We start from the raw sequence: 20,635 nt of genomic DNA, 5'->3' as shown, positions 1-20,635 counted from the left end.
CCACTCATGGGGTGGATGTATCGGATACGATGCTACCTCGGATACATAAGTGTATCGAGTGGTGTTCGTGTGATTCCAACCGAGGGGTGATGATGTCCTCCTTGCTCCACGATCTCGGGGTGTGGTGTTTCCGGCGGGCCAAGACCGTTGTAGCACTGTGGCTGGTCCTGCTGGCTCTGCTTGGTGTGGGAGTTGCCGCTCTGCACGGTGACTACGACGATTTCTTCACCATCCCCGGGGCGCCTTCGCAGGTGGCCTACGACAAACTCCAGGTGGCCTTCCCGCAGGCCTCTGCGCTCAGCGCCAACGTCGTCGTCACCGTCCCTGACGGCACCAACATCTCGTCGAAGCTCATCCGCTCCCGGATCGAAAAGGGGGTGGACGAGCTCAAAGACCTCCCCCTCGTCACCGGGGCGACATCACCGTGGAACAAGTACGTTACCGGGATGGTCAACAAGGACCACACCGCGGCCGTCATCCAGGTAGAGCTGGGGCAGAACAACGCGGTGACCTTTCCTGATTCCGGACGTCACGACCTGATCAGGGTTGGCAACGAGATTCAATCGGACCTGCCATCAGGGTCCCATGTGTACGTAGGGGGACAAGCCTTCGAGGCGACGCTACCCTCCCTGTCGATCACCGAGGTCATCGGAGTCGGGGTGGCCCTCGTTGTCCTCTCCGTCACCCTGGGATCCCTGGTAGCAGCTGGAATGCCCATCGTTACAGCCGTGCTCGGGGTCGGGGTCACCTATTCAGGCATGGCGATTCTCACCAGATTCACCACGGTCAACTCCGTCACACCGATGCTGGCGGTCATGCTTGGGCTGGCCGTCGGGATCGACTACGCCCTGTTCATCCTGTCGCGCCACCGTGACCAGCTGCGTGACGGTGCCGAGGTGCAGGAATCGGCTGCCCGAGCCGTCGCGACCTCGGGTTCGGCGGTGGTCTTTGCCGGGGCGACGGTCGTCATCGCCCTCATCGGCCTGTCCATTGCCAGGATCCCCTTCCTCACCGTCATGGGTATCTTCGCAGCCATTGGTGTGGCCCTGGCCGTCGTCATCGCCCTGACGATGCTCCCTGCCTTCATGGGGCTCATGGGGGAGAGGTTGCGTCCGAGGAGATCCCGCGCGGACACGAAGGCCAGGACTGCCGGGGAAAAGGAACGTTCCGGGGGCATCTTCGGATGGTGGGTGCGCACTGTCACGCGGGTGCCGCTGGTAACCATTCTTGTCGTCGTAGTGGGGCTGGGGGCCTTGGCTGTCCCCATGAAGGACCTGCACCTTTCCCTGCCCACCGCTGCAGAACTGCCGGCCAGCAACACCGCTCGGCAGACCTATGACGTCCTGGAGCAGAAATTCGGGCCGGGGTTCAACGGGCCGGTCATCGTCACCGCCGACGTCGTCTCCTCGCACGACCCGATGAGAATAGTCAACGGGCTGAAGGCCGACATCGAGAAGATTCCGGGGGTTGACACCGTTGCCCTGGCGGTGCCGAACCGAAATGCCGACTCCGCGATGATCCAGGTGCTGCCGACCACCGGCCCGGCCGACGAGGCCACTAATAACCTGGTGCGTACCCTGCGTGACCACGAGACTCAGTGGCGCGATACGTACGGTGTCGACACCGCCGTCACCGGCTTGACAGCCATCAAGCTCGATGTCTCGCAACGTCTAGGTGCCGCCCTGTTACCCTTCGGGATCTTCGTCGTCGGGCTGTGCCTAGTGCTGCTGACCTTGGTGTTTCGCTCCATCGCAGTGCCCATCAAAGCCACCGTCGGGTACTTGTTATCGGTGTTGGCCGCTTTCGGGGTCTCCCAACTCGTCTTCAACCGGGGTATCGGGTTGCAGGTGGTGAACCTGGATCGTCTGGTGCCCATCATCTCCTTCATGCCTATCGTCGTCATGGGCATACTGTTCGGATTGGCGATGGACTACGAGGTGTTCCTGGTCTCGCGGATGCGTGAGGAATATGTACACACCGGTGATGCCAAAGGTGCTGTGACAAGGGGATTCATCGGTTCGGGCAAGGTCGTGACGGCAGCTGCCGTCATCATGATTTCGGTGTTCGTCTTCTTCATCCCCGAGGGCATGAACGCCATCAAGGAAATCGCCCTGGCCCTGGCCGTCGGGATCCTCACGGATGCCTTCTTGGTGCGGATGACCCTCGTTCCGGCCGTGATGGCTCTGCTAGGTGACAAGGCCTGGTGGCTGCCCGGGTGGCTGGATCGACGCCTACCCCGCCTCGACATCGAGGGAGAAGGGATCGCCCACGAGGAAAAGCTGGCCGCCTGGCCCACAGCGGATCACACCGAGGCCCTGCACGCCGAGGGGATCGGGGTGGAGGGGCTCTTCGAAGGCCTCGACCTGCACGTCGAACCGCGTCAGGTGCAAGCCGTCGTCGGATCGCAGAACAGTGTCTCGGCCGTCCTGCTGGCGATCGGGGGACGGCTGCCCTTGGATCACGGCCGGATGAGGTCGGGAGGATTGCTGCTACCCGAGCGGGCTTCCAGAGTGCGTCGGGTGACGTGGTTCCTCGACGCGTCCGCTCCGGATTTCGTTGACGAGCTGCGCTCAGCGATGACGGTACTCACCCATCTGCCCCGACGACCCAGTAAACGTCCCCGGCTGTTCCTCATTGACCACGCCGACCGGATCGTCGATCCCATTACTCGGGATCTGCTGGAATCCCTGGTTCGCGAAGCCGGCGAGGCTGCGGTGATCTTGGGTGCCCAGCGTCGCGGTCGCATCGATTGGCTCTCCCCACAGATCATCCACAACCTGGCCGAACACCATTTTGAGTCGTCCTCTGGAGGTACTCGATGATGACTGAACGTTCCCATTCCACGATCAGGTTAAGGTGGCCGGCGGTGGTGGTTCTCGTCCTCGTTCCGCTGCTGGTGGTCGCCGGATTGGTCGGGACGACCTGGCATACCACCGACCGGTTGGGCCGGGTGAAAGCGGCCGTCGTCAACGAGGACAAGGCCGTCAAGGTGCGTGGACAACTGGTTCCGATGGGCCGCCAACTCACCGCCGCCTTGATGGACTCTGGCTCGCACACCACTGATGGCCACACCGTCGACTGGACTCTCACCGACGCCCAGGGGGCTGCCGAGGGGCTGCGGGACGGCACTTACTCGGTGGTGGTGACGATTCCGGAGTCCTTCTCGGCTGATGCCACCTCCTTCTCCGCCAACGACGTCAACAAGGCCAAACAGGCCCTCATCGACGTGACGGCCTCCCAGAACTCCCCGGTCACCGACACCACGATCGCTGAGCTCACCGCCCAGGTGGCGCGCCGGTCCCTCAACACCACCCTGACTTCGAAATATCTGGAGAATGTCTACGTTGGTTTCAATCGGTTTGCCGAACAGATGGCCAGGATGGCCGGCGCTGCGGCGAAACTGGACGACGGGGCCACGAAACTCGCTGACGGCACTAAACGTTCTTCCGCCGGCGCAGCCACCCTTGCCTCCGGCATGACGAAGCTCAGCGGGGGAGCTCAGCGGTTGTCAGCTAACGGCGGCAAGCTCACCGACGGTGTCTCCCAGCTCTCCGGAGGGCTCACAACCTTGTCTCACAAGGGCCAGCAGCTCAGCCAAGGGGCCGATGGGCTGGCCAGCGGGGTGGCGACCTACACCGATGGCACGGGGAAGGTCGTCGACGGCATCGGGCAGCTGTCGGCTGGTTTGACGACGATGGATGAGAAGATCGCTGCGGCTACCGGGAAAATCGATCCCTCCCAGCTCGACAAACTCGCCGGTGGGGCCGGACAGCTTGCTGATGGCATCGACCAGTTCACCGGCAATCTGGTGGGTTACCGCACTGAGATCCGCCAGTACGCGTCGGGAAAGAAAACCGCGGAACTTAGTAAGGAAGCCCTGTCCCGGGGCGAGGCTGACTTCCTGCGTCGATGCATGCGAAGCCACACCGCGCAGGAATGCCACGACCTGGTACCCATCGTCCGCGACGCGATGACCGATGGGTACGCCCTGGGCGTGCGGGCTGGGTCGGGGGTGGCCGTCAAGGCGATGGCGATCAAGGATCCGAACTCTGGCAAGAGCATCGACGACGGCATCGACGAACTTGCTGACGGTTCCTCACGACTGTCTCGAGGGGTCAATGAGTTCACCACACAACTGCGCACTGGTTTGCCGAAGATGGTCAGGCAGGTCACCCGGCTACATGAGGGTATCCACCAGGCCGCTACCGGTGCCCAGGCCTTAGCCAGCCGGTCCCAACAGCTCAAGGCCGGCGGGGTGAAGTTATCGTCAGGGGCCGCGACTCTTGCCCACGGGGTCGACGCCTACACCGCTGGGGTGAGTAAGGCTGCTGGCTCGACGCCGAAACTTCAAAACGGCGTTAACCAGTACGTCGATGGGGTAGATCGTCTCTCCGACGGCCTGGCGAAAGCCGCCACGGGGGCTGGAACCTTCGCGTCGGGGATGACCAAGCTCGACTCAGGAGCCCGGAAACTCACCAAGGGCACCGGCGTGTTCTCCAGCCAGCTGGCAGCCGGAGCCAAGAAGGTGCCGACATACTCCCAGAACGACCGCACCAAGCTTGCCGACGTCGTCTCTGCACCTGTCAACGGGGACGGACCAGCTATCGCGACCTCGGTGGCTGTCGTCGCTGTGCTGCTCGTCCTGGGCGCCTGGATCGCTGCTCTGGCGACCTGGTTGGTGGCCCGGACGGTGCCCTCGGGGGCACTCACCTCCTCACGCTCAACCCTGGGGTTATTGGCCCGGACAATGTCGGTTGGGGCAGTGGTAAGCGTTGCGGTGAGCGGTGGCCTGGCCGTCATTGGTGGTACGGCTCTGGGGCTTTCGGTGCCGAGGTCAATCGGTTTGGGTAGCTTGTTGCTGCTTGTCGGGGTGATGTTCGGGCTGGTCAACCACTCCCTGGCGGCATGGCTGCACGGGCTGGGGCGTCTTATCAGTGTCGTGCTGGTCACCGCCACAGTGGCTGCTGGATTAGCCAGCACAGTTCCCGCTCCGGTGCGCTGGGCCGACGCCGTCTCCCCCCTCAACCCGGCCCTGCGGGCGGTGCAGGCCGTGGTGGCCGGCCAGAATCCCGCGTTTGGGTCCTTAGTGGCCGTCGTGGCTTGGGCCGTGGTGGCTCTGGTGGCCAGCATGGGGGCGGTGGGGCGGCGTCGCCAGACCAGCGCGAAGGCGCTGCTGGGCTCGGGGTAGCCGTCGACCTACAGTGGTGCCGTGAACAAACCTTTCCTTGTGGGCCTTGCCGTCGTGGCCAGTACCATTGCAGTGGTCAGCCGGATCAGCTCAGTGAGGAGGGGCTGGATCGACGAGGTTTGGCGATTCGGTATGGATGGGATCGACGAGCGCCCCGACGATGAGCAGCGACGCTGACCCTTTTCCTATTCAGTCCGGGCTAGCCCATCGTCGATGACCCGGCGCAGAGTCGGGCGGGTAGCCCACAGACCCAGCCGAACCATGCCCGCTCCCGCCACAATGGTGGCGACCGTTACGAGGACCGTTGCTGGCCGGGTGATGAGAGCAATTCCGGTCGCCGGGACGAGCAGCAGCCCGGTGGCAATAATGCCGGTGACCATGGCGAACCGCATCGGTGAGATGACAGTGATGCGTCGCACCTTGTCCTGGGTTTGCAGATCCATCCCGACGACGTCCAACCCCACTTCGACAGATCGACGGTCGAGGATCGCGGAAGCTTGATTGACTCCCACCGAGCAGGCAACGGTGGCGAACGCGAAGATGATGAGGAGGATCACCCCGGTCTGTAGGTCTCCTCCGACGATGCGGGCGGATTTCGTGGCCGGGGGATCGTTGTTGATGGTTTGCATCATTGCGGCTCCGGTGCCTCCCAGCATTCCGACCACGCACACCGCTCCTAGCGAGGCTACCTGGGTCCAGGCGGCGCGCGGGTTCTCCAGCACCTGGCGGGCTGCCACGAGATCGGTGGCATCTTTGGCCCGTTGTAGACGGTGCTGGAAGTACATAGCCAGTAGCTTCGGCCCAATGATGTTGGCGAGCTCGACGACGGCAGCCAGAATGACGGCGATAAACACGTACACGCCGACCATGCCTGTTTGGTGACCGAGAAATCCCAACACGGCCTTAGAAAAGACGATGAGCAGGACTATGGCACCACCGATTGCCAGCCGAACCCACGAGACTGACCGAGGTTGGCTGCGCATTCGCACTCCAAGCGGGGAGACGTCGACCGTACGCAGGCCGATCGCAGAGCTGACAAGGGCTAGTAGCACGAGAGTGAGGATGACTCCGGCCACGGGGATAGGCCTGAGCAGGATTGAATCTGCGCCGACCTTTCCGCCGTTGAAGGAGAGCTGTCCTAGCAGAGGCAGGCACAGTACGTATCCGGTGATGCCCAGGATGGAACCTACAAGGGCTTGTAGCCCGGCCTCGGTCAGGGCCACTACCCGCAACAGGTGGGACGAAGCGCCCACAAGTCGTAGAGAGGACAACCGGTCGTCCCGGCGTCGCGCCGATAATCGTGCCGCCGAAGCTGCCAGGGTCATCAAGGGCAGCACCAGCAGGATGACGGCAATTGTCGAGGTCAGCTTGTAGAAGCCAGAGTTGTCTCCCGGTAGATGCCACATCATGACGGCACCGCCAGTGACGTCGAGGATGATGGTTGCAATGACAGCGAAAGCAACTACCGGCAGCCGCCAGGTGGAGTGGTCAGCGGCTGAGGCACGGAGGGTCATGCTGAGGATCGCAGCAGTGGTAAGACGTCCGGGCGTAGCTCCCAGTGGCTCGGGGACGGTGAGGGACGGGATCCTTTGATCGGCGGTTCCCGGTTCGATAGGTGGCGTCATAGTCATGATCACCACCTCCCATCGGAATGACGTACGTCGTCAGAGACGATCCGACCGTCGTGCAGATGAAGGATGCGCTGGCAGCGGCGGGCGACGTCCTCATCATGGGTGACGACGACGAGGGTGCGTCCCCGCCCGGTCGTCGCCGAAAGCAGAATGGCCATCACTTCGATGGCGGTGGCCGAGTCGAGGGCTCCGGTGGGTTCGTCAGCGAAGACAATCGACGGATCGATTACCTGGGACCGGGCAATAGCGACGCGTTGAGCTTGGCCCCCGGAGAGCTGACCAATCCGACGATCCTCCATGCCGCCTAACCCCATCGATTCAAGCCATTGGGTGGCATACCTGACCGCATCGGTTCGGGATACGCCGTTAAGCATGAGGGGTAGGGCGGTGTTCTCGACAGCAGTGAGCTCGGGTACGAGCATTCCTTGTTGGAAGACGAAACCAAGGGATTGACGGCGTAGCTTTGCTCGGCCTTCGTTAGAGAGGTTTTCGACGTTGACGGTGCGGTCCGGCAGAGCCAGTTCGATACTGCCAGAGTCAGGCGAGAGGATCCCCGACAAGCAGTGCAGCAGGGTGGTCTTGCCTGACCCGGACGGCCCCATGACGGCGACCGACTGGCCAGCTGGGATGGCGATGTCGATGTGATCGAGGGCACGTGTCATCCCGTAGGTTTTCGTCAGTCCGAGGGCGCGCAGGTGAGCACCACGGATGGTTGTGTCAGCGGCGCGGGGATGTGGGCGAGTTGTCGTCAACATGGCATCCACTGTGTTGCTGGAACCCCTCGTCACGCATCGTGCTGGCGAGCGAATTAGCTGGTCCTTCTGTGGTATGAGCGTGTTTGCGGCCGGTTATGCGCAAACCAGATCGGGTCCGGGCAGTCGGGCTCAGCGGGTGCTGTGTCAATCTTGTTCGTGATGAGGGTCAACACCACCCACAGTGGCAGCACCCCGGGTTACGAACGTGATTGCCATGGGTGCGGGTGGGTACATCGGTCATAGGGGCCGGTACCGTTTACGGGGCCAGGCCATGCAGGGAGGCGGGATGGAGATCATTGATTACTTCGGGCTGTGGGAGCATGACAGGAGCTGTGATCCCCAACGCAGGACTCTGGAAGAGGAACGGGAATTCTGGCGTTGTTATGCCCGGGTCTATGACCAGCACGCCGGGGAGACGGGTGGCTCGTTGGCGCAGATCGCAGCCGTAACCGAGATCGTGGAGCCGGGATCTTCGGTCCTCGACGTTGGTGGAGGAACGGGAAGGTTTGCGATTCCGCTGGCACAGCGCGGGTGCCGGGTGACCGTGCTGGATCGATCCGAGGACATGCTAAGTGTCTTGGAAAGTTCTGCCGAGGAGAAAGACGTCGAGATCGATGTCGTTCATCAGGAATGGCCAGCGGACCTCGGTTGCCAGTTTGACAGCGTTATGGCAGCGTGGTCGTTGTACTGGAACCTCGACCTACAGGCATCGCTCCAGGCCATGGTGCGGCAGACAAAGAAGCATCTCATCATCATTGACACCACTGGGTCGCCGACCGTGTGGGATCACGCGCTTGCGGTGGCTAGAGGGGGAGGAATCGTAGCGTCTCAAGCCAGGCATCTGTTGTTTGCCGGGGGTTTGGCACAACTTGGCATACCCGCGGAAATTCGGGTGCTAGAAGAGTATCGAGTTATCGGTGAGACCGAACTGGAGCGCGAGATCGATGCCCACGGTGGCAGCAAGGTAGCTGCAATGGAGTACCTGGACACTCACGCTGTGAGGATTCGAAGCGGTTGGCGTTACAAGCGGACCGTTGGTCTGATCCATGCGCAGGGAAAGAACATTCCAGCACGGAATTTGTGACATATTGCATATAGAGATGCCACTGACTGGCGCGATTGGAAGCTGAAGATGGAGTGGCACGTCCTGCCATGAGTGCACGCTGGTGATCGCGAATTCTATTAATTGGACCATTGCTATGCTTTCCCTGTTGGCGCATTCAAGCGAGCGCGAAGAAACTCTTGTTGGACGTGTGTCCTGTGGGCAAGGTCGTCGATGGGCGCGCGGTTGAAAGGATAATTTGATGGTGCGAAAACGCGTGCGAATGACCGCGCTTATTGCCGCGATGGCGATGCCTATATTCAGTCTTGTTGGTTGTGGAAGTGCTGTCACTGATCCCAGTATTTCGAAAGCATCGACTGCAACGTTGCCGGTGATGCAGGGGCACACTTCGTATCCTCTGACTGTCACCAGTTGTGGTGTCAGTCAGGTATTCGAATCTGCTCCTAAGCGTGCCGTAACCTTGACCTCCACCGCGACCGAGACGATGCTCGAACTGGGTCTCGAAAAGCGGATGGTTGGAACGGCATATCAACGTAATCGTCCTATTGGATCGCAGTACAAGAAGGCATACGATTCCATTCCGATTCTCGCCTCCGGGCAACCGTCTATGGAAAAGCTCCTCTCTGTTAACCCAGATTTCGTTTATTCGGGATATCCGGATGGATTCTCGAAGAGTAATGGACACACTAGAGAGGATCTCAAAAAGCTTGGAATTAAGACCCATCTGAGTCCGGTGGGGTGCTCTGACCAGGTGAAGACCCTTGAAGATGAAACCAAAGAGATTAGGACGATTGGTCAAATCTTCGATGTCAACGATAAGGCGGAAAAGGCTGTTCGCAGGTTCAATTCCAAGGTTAGTAGTGTCAAGAACTCTGTAAAGGGTAAGGATCGCCCCAAAGTATTCCTGTATAATTCAGGCATAGAAGCTCCGATCACTGTAGGTGGATGGGCCTACGCATCAGTGATGATCGATGCGGCAGGGGGAGAGAATATTTTTGCCCATGAGCCGCTGAGATGGGGAAAGATGTCGTGGGAGCAAGTAGCCAAAGCTGATCCAGACATGATTCTCATCTACGACTATAAGACGCCCAGTGTGGATCAGAAGATTAAGACGCTAAAGTCCATTCCTGCTCTTAAGGATACTAAGGCTGTTAAGAACAACGCCTTCCCTGTCATTAGCCTGTCTTTAGCCCAGCCAGGTCCCCGGTCCGCCGAGAGTATTGAACAACTTCTAAACAGTTCCATAGCTGATGCTAGGTGCGCACAGTGAGGGTGACGATACGTCCGTCAGGTCCGTGAGCGACCAGGGTGATCTCGTTGCTATCTTAAATCGCGTTCCGGCTCGGTCCTTGGAGGACGTGACGAGTTACCAATCCGATTTACGTCGGGGGCGTTCGGTGGTTCTCATTCTGGTCTTCGTGACGGTTCTACTTTTCGTTTTGGGTACCGCGCTGTCCATTGGATCGGTCCAGGTTCCATTCACTATGGTGTGGAAGGTTGTGGCTCACCGGGTGTTTCCAGAAGGCGTTATATCGGTCGAATGGACCCCAGCTATCGATCGAATCGTCGCTGATACGCGTCTACCACGGGTGCTCCTGGCTGCTGTGGCAGGTATGGCATTGACCACTGTTGGTACGGTTGTGCAGGCGCTTTTGCGTAATCCTCTGGCCAACCCGACTATCCTGGGTGTTTCATCGGGAGCGGCAACGGGAGCCATTGCGGTAATGCGGTTCGGGTTACTCATCGGAGGCACGGTGTCGCTGGGGTTGGCGGCATTCGGTGGCGCATTTTTGACGCTTCTTCTCGTAATCATGGTTGCACGCCAACGACAGACCATGACCGCAGGAACTTTGATACTCACTGGAACGGCTGTCTCGGCTCTGCTGTCGGCGGTTAACAACTTTATGGTGCTGACATCACCCGACCCACAATTGGCCTCACAGGTGTTGTTCTGGAGTCTAGGCGGTTTTGGGGCGGCCAAATGGGAGAATCTTTTGTTTCCTTCCGGCGTCCTGGCGATCGGGATAATTCTGTGCCTGGCGCAAGCCTCGAACCTCAATATCCTGCTCGCTGGTGAAGAAAGTGCGGGTTCCCTCGGTCTGAACGTAAATCGATTTCGAACATGGATGTTTGCCGTCGCCGCCGCTATCGTCGGCGTGACTGTTGCAGTATGCGGAGTTGTTGGTTTCATAGGGCTGGTCATGCCGCACATTACGAGGTTGTGTGTGGGGGCGGATCACCGTAGAACTCTTCCCATCGGGCTATTGCTGGGTGCGATCTTCACTGTACTAGCAGACCTTGGCGCCCGAATGGTTATCAGGCCACAGGAATTGCCGGTTGGTATAGTCACCGCCTTAGTCGGCGCCCCATTCTTTCTTTTTCTCTTGCGTCGCAACGGCGGGAGGCGGAAAGATGATTAAAGGTGCAAAGCTTGTTGTCGATAACTTGGGTGTAGACATCGATGGACATTGCATTGTCGACGGCGTCAATTTTTGTGCCCGACCAGGCGATGTTGTGGGAATTCTTGGTCCGAATGGGAGTGATAAATCGACGATATTGCGGTCGATCTTTCACTCGAGGAAACCCGCGAGGGGATCTGTAACCTTAGATGGAGTAGACGTCTGGTCACGGGACGCAAAGTGGTCGGCGCAACATATCTGTGTGGTCCTGCAGGAAACACCTGCGGAGTTTCCGCTAACCTGTGGTGAAATTGTTCGGATGGGGAGAGCTCCTCACAAAAGGTCGTGGCAGTCGCTGGGAGCTGGTGATCTCGAACTGTGCCACGCGGCGATGGAGGTTATGGAAGTCGACAATCTTGCAGGATCGTCTTTTTCGAGGATTTCTGGGGGTGAGAGACAGCGAGTGACGATCGCGAGGGCGCTTGCTCAGCAAACCGGCATGATCGTCATGGATGAGCCGACTAATCATCTCGACATCCATCATCAACTCAAGCTGATGCACCTACTCCGTCGTCTCAATGCGACGACGGTAATCGCACTCCACGACATCAACTTGGCGGGTCGCTTTTGTGACACGTTGGTTTTGATGTCAGGGGGAAGCTGCGTTGCCTGCGGTGCTCCGTCGACTGTGCTGTCTCCGAACGTCCTCGACGATGTTTACCACGTGAAGACTGATGTCGTTCGGCAGCCTAACGGAACGGTCCATGTGACCATCCTGTGAGTGATTCGATTATGGGAAGTGTTCTCCCCACGTGAACGTCGAACCCTGCCATAGCGTCGACACCCCGTCGTAGGGTTGTTTCATGATGACCAACGACCGTTCGCTCCCCTCCGATCTTCCCACCCAGTTGCTCATTGACGGAGAATGGGTGGACGCCGAGGCGTCCCGCACCTTCGACGTCATCAATCCCGCCACCGAGAAGCCCCTCGTCGCCATCGCCGATGCCTCTGTTGACCAGGGCACCGATGCCCTTGACGCTGCTGTTCGCGCCCAGCACTCTTGGGCCGACACCGCCCCGCGGGAGCGTGCCGAAATCCTGCGCAAGACTTTTAACCTCGTCACCGAGCGCAAGGATGACTTCGCCCGCCTCATGACCCTCGAGATGGGCAAGCCGCTCGCGGAGTCCTACGGCGAGGTCACGTATGGCTCCGAATTCCTGCGCTGGTTCTCGGAGGAGGCGGTACGCATCCGCGGTGACTACGGCTTGCTGCCGGAGGGCAACATCCGTCAGTTGGTCACCAAGCGTCCCGTCGGTCCGTGCCTATTCATCACCCCATGGAACTTCCCGTTGGCGATGGCTACCCGCAAGATCGCCCCGGCTCTGGCTGCTGGGTGCACTGTGGTGATTCGCCCGGCCTCGGCTACCCCGTTGACCACCTTGCTGCTTGCCAAGACGTTCCTCGAAGCTGGTCTGCCAGCCGGTGTTCTCAATGTCATCACTGGTCTGGATCACGCTGTCACTGACGCCATCCTGGAGGATCCGCGACTGCGCAAATTGTCCTTCACCGGGTCTACCGGGGTGGGTGCAAATCTGCTGGGCAAGGCTGCCAAGCACGTATTGCGCACCTCGATGGAACTTGGTGGCAACGCTCCCTTCATCGTCTTCGACGACGCCGACCTGGACCAGGCCATCATCGGGGCCAAGGGCGCCAAGATGCGCAATATGGGCGAGGTATGCATCGCTGCGAACCGCTTTATCGTCCACGAGTCGGTGGCCGAGGAATTCACCGACAAGATGATCGAGATGATGTCCGGTTTGGTCGTCGGGGACGGGTTGGACGAAAAATCCGAGGTCGGGCCCATGATCACCGAGCGTGACCGCGAAAAAGTTGACGGCCTGGTGCGTTCAGCTATCGAGGCCGGTGCCACCCTGCGTTGCGGTGGTGAGATTCCCGAGGATAAGGGCTGGTTCTATCCACCGACGGTGCTCTCTGGCGTTCCCGCTGACGCTGAGATCATGCAAACCGAGATTTTCGGGCCAGTCGCCCCGATAACGACCTTCCGCACCGAAGAGGAAGCGTTAGCCCTCGCCAACTCGGTTCCGGTGGGACTGGCCGGGTACGTGTTCACCAGTGACACAGCTCGCATCCTACGGATGGGACAGAAGCTGGAGACCGGCATGATCGGTGCGAACCTAGGGGTGTTCTCTAACGCGGCTGCCCCATTTGGTGGCGTCAAGGAATCCGGGCTGGGACGCGAGGGTTCCTACCAGGGTATTGAAGAATTCCTGGAGACGATCTACGTCGCCCTTCCAGCGTGATTCATAGGCCGTGCTCTTAAGGTTGTGGCGGTAGCGTCTGACTCGTGGTCACCTCACGGATCCGATTCGTTGCCGCCGTCGTACTGACGGGGTTGGCGTCGGGACTCATCGGTGGCCTTACAAGCGAACTGTCCCACCTCATTGAGGTCTGCGCCTTCGGTGTGCCCTTCTCCTCGTCGACGACGGGTGTTGGGGAAGTCGTTATGTGGCGACGCCTCGTCGCGCCGATTATGGGTGCTCTCATTGCGGGCTTGACGTGGCGGTGGCTGCGTCCGTTCCCATCGGGGTCGATTACCTCGGTGCGACAGGCCATCGACTCTCCGACGCGGCTACGCCCAGTCGAGACCATCGTTGACGCCCTCGCCCAGCTCGTCGTCGTCGGGTCAGGAAGCTCCCTAGGCCGAGAGGCGGCACCGCGTCAGATGGCTGCCCTGGCTGCCCAAGGGCTATCCGACACTTTCCGAGTCGACGTCGCCACCCGGCGGGTTGTGCTGGCCAGCGCCGCCGGTGCCGGCCTGGCATCGGTCTATAACGTGCCCGTCGCTGGAGCGCTGTACGCCCTAGAACTGACGGTGCGCCCTGATCTTCGCACCAAACGTGGCTGGGGACAGGTGGGAATAGCCGGCGTCATCTCCGTCCTATCAACGGTGACGGCATGGTTGTTGAACCATGACCGCCCCATCTATCGTTCACCAGCCGCCACAGTGACAGGTCCCGGCCTTGGCTGGATGGTTCTTGTCGTTGCGGTTTCCACCGTTGTAGGAGCCGGGATGGGAGTGCTCTTTGGGGAGATGAAACGGCGAGTCCCGGTTACCTCCAGGCTGTGGTGGACGGTTCCGTTGGGATCGGCCGGAGTGACCGCCATCGCTCTGGCGGCACCTCAAGTGGTCGGAAATGGCCAGGTCATCGTCAATCTGGTGCTGGCCCATCCTGTGGCTCCAGCTAGTTTGGTGATCCTGCTCGTCGGCAAGATTCTCGCCACGACGGTGGCATTACGCTCCGGTGCTGCCGGCGGTCTACTCACCCCGTCCCTATCCGCAGGCGCCCTGGTCGGAGCTCTGGTAGCCGTGGTGGCAGGGATCGACGCACCCTCCCAGATCGCCATGATGGTGATCGTCGGTGCTGGATGCGTGTTGTCTATGACCCAGCGTGCCCCGCTCTTCGCCGCCGCCTTCGCGCTAGAACTGACTCGTGCTGGAGCGCTAGGGATCCCGGTCGTTGTCGCAGCGGTGATGCTCGGTTGGACAGGGTTCGTTCTCGTTAGTAGGCGTGGTCTGGGACTCCACGGACGGATTGGTCGGGCTCCGGGCCATACGTCTGATCCGCGGTAGTGTGAACGCAATGTACCAGCCGCGGTGCGGCGCACCCATATCCAAGGAAGGCACATGACTCAGGACCTGGCTTCAGCAATCGCATTCCAGGTGCGATCGACCTCAGGACGTTCCGTTACTGCGTCGACCCCCATGGAGGTGTGGCAGGGATTATCGGCCTGTGTCGTGGGCCGTATCGCAGATGACTGGCAGGCCACCGACGCTGCGTACAAAGCCGAGCGCCAGGAGCACTACTTCTCCGCTGAATTCCTCATGGGACGAGCCCTGCTCAATAACTTGTCGAACCTCGGACTCGTCAACGAGACCCGCGAGGCCCTCGCCAGTTTCGGTATCGATCTGTCCGAGGTGCTCGAACAAGAACCCGACGCTGCTCTAGGTAACGGTGGCCTAGGTCGTCTGGCCGCCTGCTTCCTCGATTCCTGCGCCACCCTGGAACTGCCTGTTACTGGTTACGGAATCCTCTACCGTTACGGCCTGTTCAAGCAGCTCTTCGACAACGGCTTCCAGACCGAACACCCAGACCCATGGATGGAGGAGGGCTACCCCTTCGTCATCCGTCGTGAAGAGCAACAGCGTATCGTTCGCTACGCCGACATGTGGGTGCGCGCCATCCCTCACGACATGCCGATCACCGGTTATGGGACCCGCAACGTCGGGACGCTGCGGCTGTGGAAAGCCGAGCCGATGGAACAGTTCGACTACCAGGCTTTCAACTCCCAGCGCTTCACTGACGCTATCGTCGAACGGGAGCGCACCTCCGACATTTCGCGCGTGCTCTACCCCAACGACACCACCTTCGAGGGCAAGGTGCTGCGGGTCCGTCAACAGTATTTCTTCTGCTCAGCCTCCCTGCAGGAGATCGTCGACAACTACATCGAGCACCACGGCGAGGACCTTACTGGCTTCGCTAAATACAACTCGATCCAGCTCAACGACACCCATCCGGTGCTGTCCATCCCTGAGCTCATGCGCATCCTCCTCGATGAGCACGGTATGGGTTGGGACGAGGCGTGGGAGGTCGTTACCCATACCTTCGCCTACACCAATCACACCGTGCTGGCCGAAGCTCTCGAGAAGTGGGAAATGCAGATCTTCGATCGCCTGTTCCCGCGCATTTCCGAGATCGTTCGCGAGATTGACCGTCGTTTTCGCGAGGACATGAACAAGCGCGGTGTGGACGGTCAGACCATCGAGTACATGGCCCCGGTGAGCGGCAACCAGGTACGGATGGCGTGGATCGCCTGTTACGCCTCCTACTCCATCAACGGTGTCGCCGCCTTGCACACCGAGATCATTAAGCGCGAGACCCTCAAAGAGTGGCACGCAATCTGGCCGCAGCGGTTCAACAACAAGACCAACGGCGTCACTCCGCGTCGCTGGCTTAACCAGTGCAATCCGCGTCTGGCGAGTTTGCTGTCCGAGGTCACCGGCTCTGACACCTGGGTCAAGGACCTTTCAGTGCTCGCTAACTACACTGATTCCGTGGACGAGTCGGTCTACGACCGCATCAACGAGATCAAACACGCTAACAAGGTCGACTTCGCGGCTTGGGTAGCCGAGCGTGAGGGCGTCAAGATTGATCCGGACGCTATTTTTGACGTCCAAATCAAGCGACTGCACGAGTACAAGCGTCAATTGCTCAACGCCTTCTACGTGCTTGACCTCTACTTCCGCATCAAAGACGACCCGAGCCTCAACGTTCCGAAGCGGGTTTTCGTCTTTGGCGCTAAGGCCGCTCCCGGCTACATCCGTGCTAAGGCGATCATCAAATTCATCAACGAGGTGGCTCGTCTGGTCAATAACGACGAGGACATCAACGGTCGGATCAAGGTCGTCTTTATTCACAACTACAACGTCTCCCCGGCCGAGCACATCATTCCGGCCGCTGACGTCTCCGAGCAGATTTCGATGGCCGGCAAGGAGGCCTCAGGTACTTCGAATATGAAGTTCATGATGAACGGCGCTCTCACCCTGGGCACCTTGGATGGGGCCAACGTCGAGATCCTCGACGCGGTAGGTGACGACAACGCCTACATTTTTGGTGCCACTGAGGAGCAGCTGCCTTCCCTCAAGCGGGACTACGATCCGCGTTGGCATTACGAAAATGTACCGGGCCTCAAGCGGGTTATTGATACGCTGACCGACGGCACCCTCGACGACAATGGTTCTGGCTGGTTCCACGATCTGCGTCAAAGCCTCATGGAGCCCGGCTGGGAGGTTCCCGACGTCTACTATGTGTTGGGCGACTTCGCGTCCTACCGGGATGTCAAGGACAAGATGGCCGCTGATCATGCTGACGCCCGTGGTTGGGCGCGCAAGGCATGGGTGAACGTCACCAAGTCTGGTCGGTTCTCCTCTGACCGCACCATTCGCGACTACGCCGAGCAAGTGTGGAAGCTGGAGCCGGTTAGGGCTGAGTGAGCTCCGGGGGCTGATAGCGCATCGTGGGGTCCGGGCTGGTCGCGGACCGCGTGTGTAGCTGTGGTCAGCCCCACAGGGCTTTAGCTGTCACCGTGAGCAGTACCGACCATAGAGCCGATGCCATCGTTCCGATGATGAATTGCTCGATAGCTGCGCTCGACTCCTTGTTGGCTTGCGCCGCGTCCGATCCCGGAGTCGGTTGCGACTTCAGCTCGGCGTAGCGGGCCAGAGTCTTGACGCCGAGGATGACAGCGATCCCGGCTGGGTAGCTGGTGAGGATGGCGATGACGATCCCGAGTCGCTCCAGGTAGCCGATCCACAGACCTCCGCGCAGCAGACCGGTATCCCCGCCGGCCCGGACCCCGGCGGCGCGAAAGATGAGGGAGACGACGTACTTGCCGCCCCACACTGCGGCGATTACGAGGAGGGCGGCCACGATCCTCATGGTGACGGCCATTGCGCCTCCTGAGCCAGGTCGACGGCGAGTTGCCGAATCCCGACGAGGTACTCCCAGCGAGCGCGGGTAAGTCGCTGACTGACGGCCGAGGTGCTGATTCCGAGGGCCCGTGCAGTCTCGTCGCTGCTCATAGACAGATCGTAGAACTTGGCGACATCGCGGGCGGCTGGGCGCAGCCGTCGGGCGAGATCGACGACGACCTGGGCCACTTGGGAGAACCGGCGCATTCCATCGGTGCCGTCGGCAAAGACGTGGATTGCTGCGCGACGTCGTCGGCACTCGTCGATTGCTTCTCGTGCCGATATATAAGCGGGTCCTCGTGCTGCGCGCGTGGAATCGGGCAGCGGAGTGTCGACCTCGCCATGGGAGACTCCGATACGCCATGGTCCCGAACCGGATGTCCACACAGCGTGGATGAGGCTGGCGGGGTCGGTGGTGAGCGCCTGGACTTCGTCACCAGAGGTCCGCTCTGGGGGGAGGACCCATTGTGGGGTGCCGACCGTGTAACCCGTGGGGCTCACCAGCAACCCGGGGGAGGTCAGGGCAGTGAGGAGATGGGGGACCTCGTCGTTGTGGCGTCGACTGTCGACTTGGTCGGCAAGAATGACCCAGGCGAGCATGGAGCGCTCCTTCCCGTGGTGCTTTGGTCTGCCGTCGTTGGTTTAGAGAATAACCTAAATTGTGCGCCGGTAAAGGGTAGAGCCTTATGTGGCTGCCTCGGGGCGAGCGTGTGGTGGCTGTCGAACGGACTTGCCCTGTTGTTGTCCGACCGTGAGGATTCCAAGGCTAAATTGAGCCTTGGAGGGTTCAGCCTGGGATGTCCAGGGGGTGAAGTTCGAGGTCGAACCACAGGTGCCCTGCGGCTTCCATGTGCACTTCGCGGACCGTCGTAGGGGTCGACACGGTGGTGGTCACCTGGTCCAAGGAGTTGTTGATCACCAGCAGTCGGTCACTGTGCGGATAGACGGCGACTTCTGCACGCACGTCGCTGCTGGTCCACGTGGTGAAGGCGTCCTCACGGTGTCCGGCCCAGGCGAGGGCTCGGTGCAGCAACCGGGCATTCTGCGACGAGTATGGGAGTCCGGCCAGGTAAACGGCACGGCCGCAGCCGAACTGGTTGACTGCGAGGTCTACTTGCTCGTGGTGAGCTGCCAGGACAGTGGTGGTGGCGCTGGCGCAGAACACGTCGGGAGTGCCTTCTCCCACGTCCAAGCGGCTCGACAAATCGAGGGTGACGAAGTGATGATCGCTGGTGTGCATGGGGCGGTGCGTGCTCAGGCCCCACCCGAGTTCGCGGTCGACACCAAGGACATCGCTGAGCTGGTAGACCGCTCCGCGGGCGGGGTGGGCGGTGGGGTCACCGACGCCGACCAGACCGCCTCCGGCTGCGACAAATCTGCGCACTGCCGAGGTGACACGCTCGTCGGCCCATTCGGATCCACCACTGAACGCAGTGCCGGCGGCACCGACGTTGATCAGCACCTCAACTCCCTCGGGCACGCCGTTGCGGATGTCGTCGAAGCTGAGAAAGTCCACCTGTAGCGGCAGCCCACTGAGCGACTCAAGGACGCCGAGGTACGAGTAGGCCTGTCGGTAGTGCAGGGCATGGGCGACCATGTGGGTCTGCCAGCTGCGCAGCGCCCCCCAGCAGTTCACGATGGCAACCCGGGGGCCGGTAGCGATGGGTCGCTGACCGGCAGCAGCCGCATGGATAGCGCGGAACTCGTTGACGATCTCTTCCATGCGGTCTACGAATTCGGGGTGCTGGACGGCCAGGCTCAGGTATCCGCCGTAGCCGATCCGGTCCAGGGGAGAGCGCACGATGGCGCGACGTGCAGCTAGCCACGAGGCATTGGCCTCGGTCACCGGATCTCCACCTGGATAGAAGACGTCGGGGAAGAAGTATGGCAGTAGGCGTCCCTCCGTGTAGCGGACGCCGGGGATGTTGGAGATCATTCGGCAGGTAGCCCCACTGCCCACGGATCCGACTACCGCGTCTATTCCAGTGTGCGCGAAATGGGGCCCATAGGGTTCAGTGCCGATCCAGTTGTCGCCTAGGAACATCATGGCCTCGCGGCCGGCGGCATGGACCTGTTCCACCAGCTCGGCCATGCGGGATGTCACGAACTCGTGTTGGAAAGAGACCCAGTCCCGGAAGGACTTGCGGGGTACCCGGAAAGGCGAGTTGTACCAGCCCTCGTCGATGAAGTCCTCGGCCTGCAATGGGTAGCCGAAGCGTTTCTCAAAAGCTTCCATTGCAGGTACCGAGACGGAGGCGGAGTAGCCGAACCAGTCGACGAAGCGCTCGGTTCCATCGGAGCCGTAGACGAGGGTGAAGTGGTAGAAGAAGGTCGTGAAGCGTACTACGTCGACCTGGGGGTTATCGGCCAGCCACTGGTCCAAGGCGTGGCGTACGTGCTGCCAGGTCTGGGGATAGCGGATGTCGTAGGGCGATTCTTTGATCCGTTGTGGATCGTCGGCCCAACCGTTGGTGAGATAGTTATACATCTGGGTGGGGTCCCAGCGCTGCACAGCCAGGAAACCGACGGTGTAGACGTGTCCGGCCTGGGCCTGGTCCATCGTCACGCTCAAGTCGGCTGGGTCAACATGCCATGCGCCGGGGGCGATGACATCTCCGGTGGTGCGATCGATCACCTGCCACCACCGCTCGACATCGCAGTCGGTGTCGGGATACACCTGGTCAACGAACCAATTCGTCATCAGGTCGATCGATAGCTCACCGTCTGCTAGCGCTGGGGTCCGTTCGCTCATCAGGTAGATCCGGGTCAGCTCCCGGGGGTGGGTTTGGGCCCAGTCCTGGTCTCCGCGCCCTACGAAGTAGGTTTGGTAGATCTTCGTGGCGAGCTTATTAACGATCTCCGGTAGTTCGGTGCCGTCGCTGTTGCGCACAGCATCGGCTTGGAGTCGCTCGAGCAGCTCTGCGACCTGCGCATCCATGCCCTTCTCCACGGGCAGGGTCAACCGCCCGGCCCGGCTGGTGGTCTGAGACGTGCTGCTAGACATCGGGCTCCCTCAGCTTAAATGTTCATGTTCTGCCGAAAATATGAC

15 protein-coding genes are annotated in these 20,635 nt (G+C 60.6%); 10 read left to right on the top strand and 5 right to left on the bottom strand.

Going from position 1 to position 20,635, the window contains the following annotated elements; translation table 11 throughout:
• Positions 1–89 precede the first annotated feature (89 nt).
• The 3 genes from ACOYO3_RS11930 to ACOYO3_RS11920 are packed head-to-tail and all read left to right on the top strand — an operon-like array spanning position 90 to position 5,365.
• The gene (locus tag ACOYO3_RS11930; protein WP_002524590.1) at positions 90–2,822 is read left to right on the top strand and encodes an MMPL family transporter; all 2,733 of its coding nucleotides are present in this window, start codon (positions 90–92) and stop codon (positions 2,820–2,822) included.
• A complete protein-coding gene (locus tag ACOYO3_RS11925) occupies positions 2,819–5,188 on the top strand; it encodes a YhgE/Pip domain-containing protein (RefSeq protein WP_002525540.1) in 2,370 nt (789 codons plus the stop codon). The genes ACOYO3_RS11930 and ACOYO3_RS11925 overlap by 4 nt, the downstream gene beginning before the upstream one ends.
• A 21-nt stretch (positions 5,189–5,209) precedes the next feature.
• Positions 5,210–5,365, top strand: coding sequence for a hypothetical protein (locus tag ACOYO3_RS11920; RefSeq protein WP_002512781.1), 156 nt, complete (start codon positions 5,210–5,212; stop codon positions 5,363–5,365).
• An 8-nt stretch (positions 5,366–5,373) separates the two neighbouring features.
• Here the strand turns inward: ACOYO3_RS11920 and ACOYO3_RS11915 are convergent, their stop codons facing one another.
• Positions 5,374–6,828 carry an FtsX-like permease family protein gene (locus tag ACOYO3_RS11915; protein WP_002524592.1) on the bottom strand — a complete coding sequence of 485 codons (1,455 nt, stop codon included), beginning with the start codon at positions 6,826–6,828 and terminating at the stop codon, positions 5,374–5,376.
• Positions 6,822–7,574, bottom strand: coding sequence for an ABC transporter ATP-binding protein (locus ACOYO3_RS11910; protein WP_002515702.1), 753 nt, complete (start codon positions 7,572–7,574; stop codon positions 6,822–6,824). Before ACOYO3_RS11910 ends, ACOYO3_RS11915 begins: the two co-directional genes overlap by 7 nt.
• Before the next feature lie 214 nt (positions 7,575–7,788).
• Between ACOYO3_RS11910 and ACOYO3_RS11905 the strand changes: the two genes are divergently transcribed.
• From ACOYO3_RS11905 to ACOYO3_RS11875, 7 genes are all read left to right on the top strand, one after another.
• On the top strand, positions 7,789–8,658 hold the full coding sequence (locus ACOYO3_RS11905) for a class I SAM-dependent methyltransferase (RefSeq protein WP_002518592.1): 870 nt from the start codon (positions 7,789–7,791) through the stop codon (positions 8,656–8,658).
• 241 nt (positions 8,659–8,899) lie between these two features.
• Positions 8,900–9,907, top strand: a complete 1,008-nt coding sequence (locus tag ACOYO3_RS11900; RefSeq protein ID WP_002524593.1) for an ABC transporter substrate-binding protein — start codon at positions 8,900–8,902, stop codon at positions 9,905–9,907.
• Entirely contained in the window at positions 9,888–11,057 is a 1,170-nt protein-coding gene (locus tag ACOYO3_RS11895; RefSeq protein WP_002515839.1) for a FecCD family ABC transporter permease, read from the top strand. Before ACOYO3_RS11900 ends, ACOYO3_RS11895 begins: the two co-directional genes overlap by 20 nt.
• On the top strand, positions 11,050–11,817 hold the full coding sequence (locus ACOYO3_RS11890) for an ABC transporter ATP-binding protein (protein ID WP_074323589.1): 768 nt from the start codon (positions 11,050–11,052) through the stop codon (positions 11,815–11,817). The genes ACOYO3_RS11895 and ACOYO3_RS11890 overlap by 8 nt, the downstream gene beginning before the upstream one ends.
• Positions 11,818–11,899: 82 nt before the next feature.
• Complete coding sequence (locus ACOYO3_RS11885; RefSeq protein ID WP_002515931.1) at positions 11,900–13,357, top strand: NAD-dependent succinate-semialdehyde dehydrogenase; 1,458 nt, start codon at positions 11,900–11,902, stop codon at positions 13,355–13,357.
• A 44-nt stretch (positions 13,358–13,401) separates the two neighbouring features.
• Positions 13,402–14,688 (top strand): chloride channel protein, encoded by a 1,287-nt coding sequence (locus ACOYO3_RS11880; RefSeq protein WP_002515888.1) that lies wholly within the window; start codon positions 13,402–13,404, stop codon positions 14,686–14,688.
• 54 nt (positions 14,689–14,742) lie between these two features.
• Complete coding sequence (locus ACOYO3_RS11875) at positions 14,743–17,109, top strand: glycogen/starch/alpha-glucan phosphorylase (protein WP_002517298.1); 2,367 nt, start codon at positions 14,743–14,745, stop codon at positions 17,107–17,109.
• 64 nt (positions 17,110–17,173) lie between these two features.
• Here the strand turns inward: ACOYO3_RS11875 and ACOYO3_RS11870 are convergent, their stop codons facing one another.
• From ACOYO3_RS11870 to gnpA, 3 genes are all read right to left on the bottom strand, one after another.
• Positions 17,174–17,566 carry a hypothetical protein gene (locus ACOYO3_RS11870; protein ID WP_002515781.1) on the bottom strand — a complete coding sequence of 131 codons (393 nt, stop codon included), beginning with the start codon at positions 17,564–17,566 and terminating at the stop codon, positions 17,174–17,176.
• Positions 17,551–18,186, bottom strand: a complete 636-nt coding sequence (locus ACOYO3_RS11865; RefSeq protein ID WP_002515718.1) for a membrane protein — start codon at positions 18,184–18,186, stop codon at positions 17,551–17,553. The genes ACOYO3_RS11870 and ACOYO3_RS11865 overlap by 16 nt, the downstream gene beginning before the upstream one ends.
• Positions 18,187–18,373: 187 nt before the next feature.
• Entirely contained in the window at positions 18,374–20,590 is a 2,217-nt protein-coding gene (gene gnpA, locus ACOYO3_RS11860) for a 1,3-beta-galactosyl-N-acetylhexosamine phosphorylase (protein ID WP_002524595.1), read from the bottom strand.
• Positions 20,591–20,635: the final 45 nt, after the last annotated feature.

The organism is Cutibacterium sp. KBN10P07758 (genome assembly GCF_050286205.1).
Taxonomy (GTDB): domain Bacteria; phylum Actinomycetota; class Actinomycetes; order Propionibacteriales; family Propionibacteriaceae; genus Cutibacterium; species Cutibacterium acnes.
This window is presented reverse-complemented; position numbering and strand designations above follow the sequence as displayed.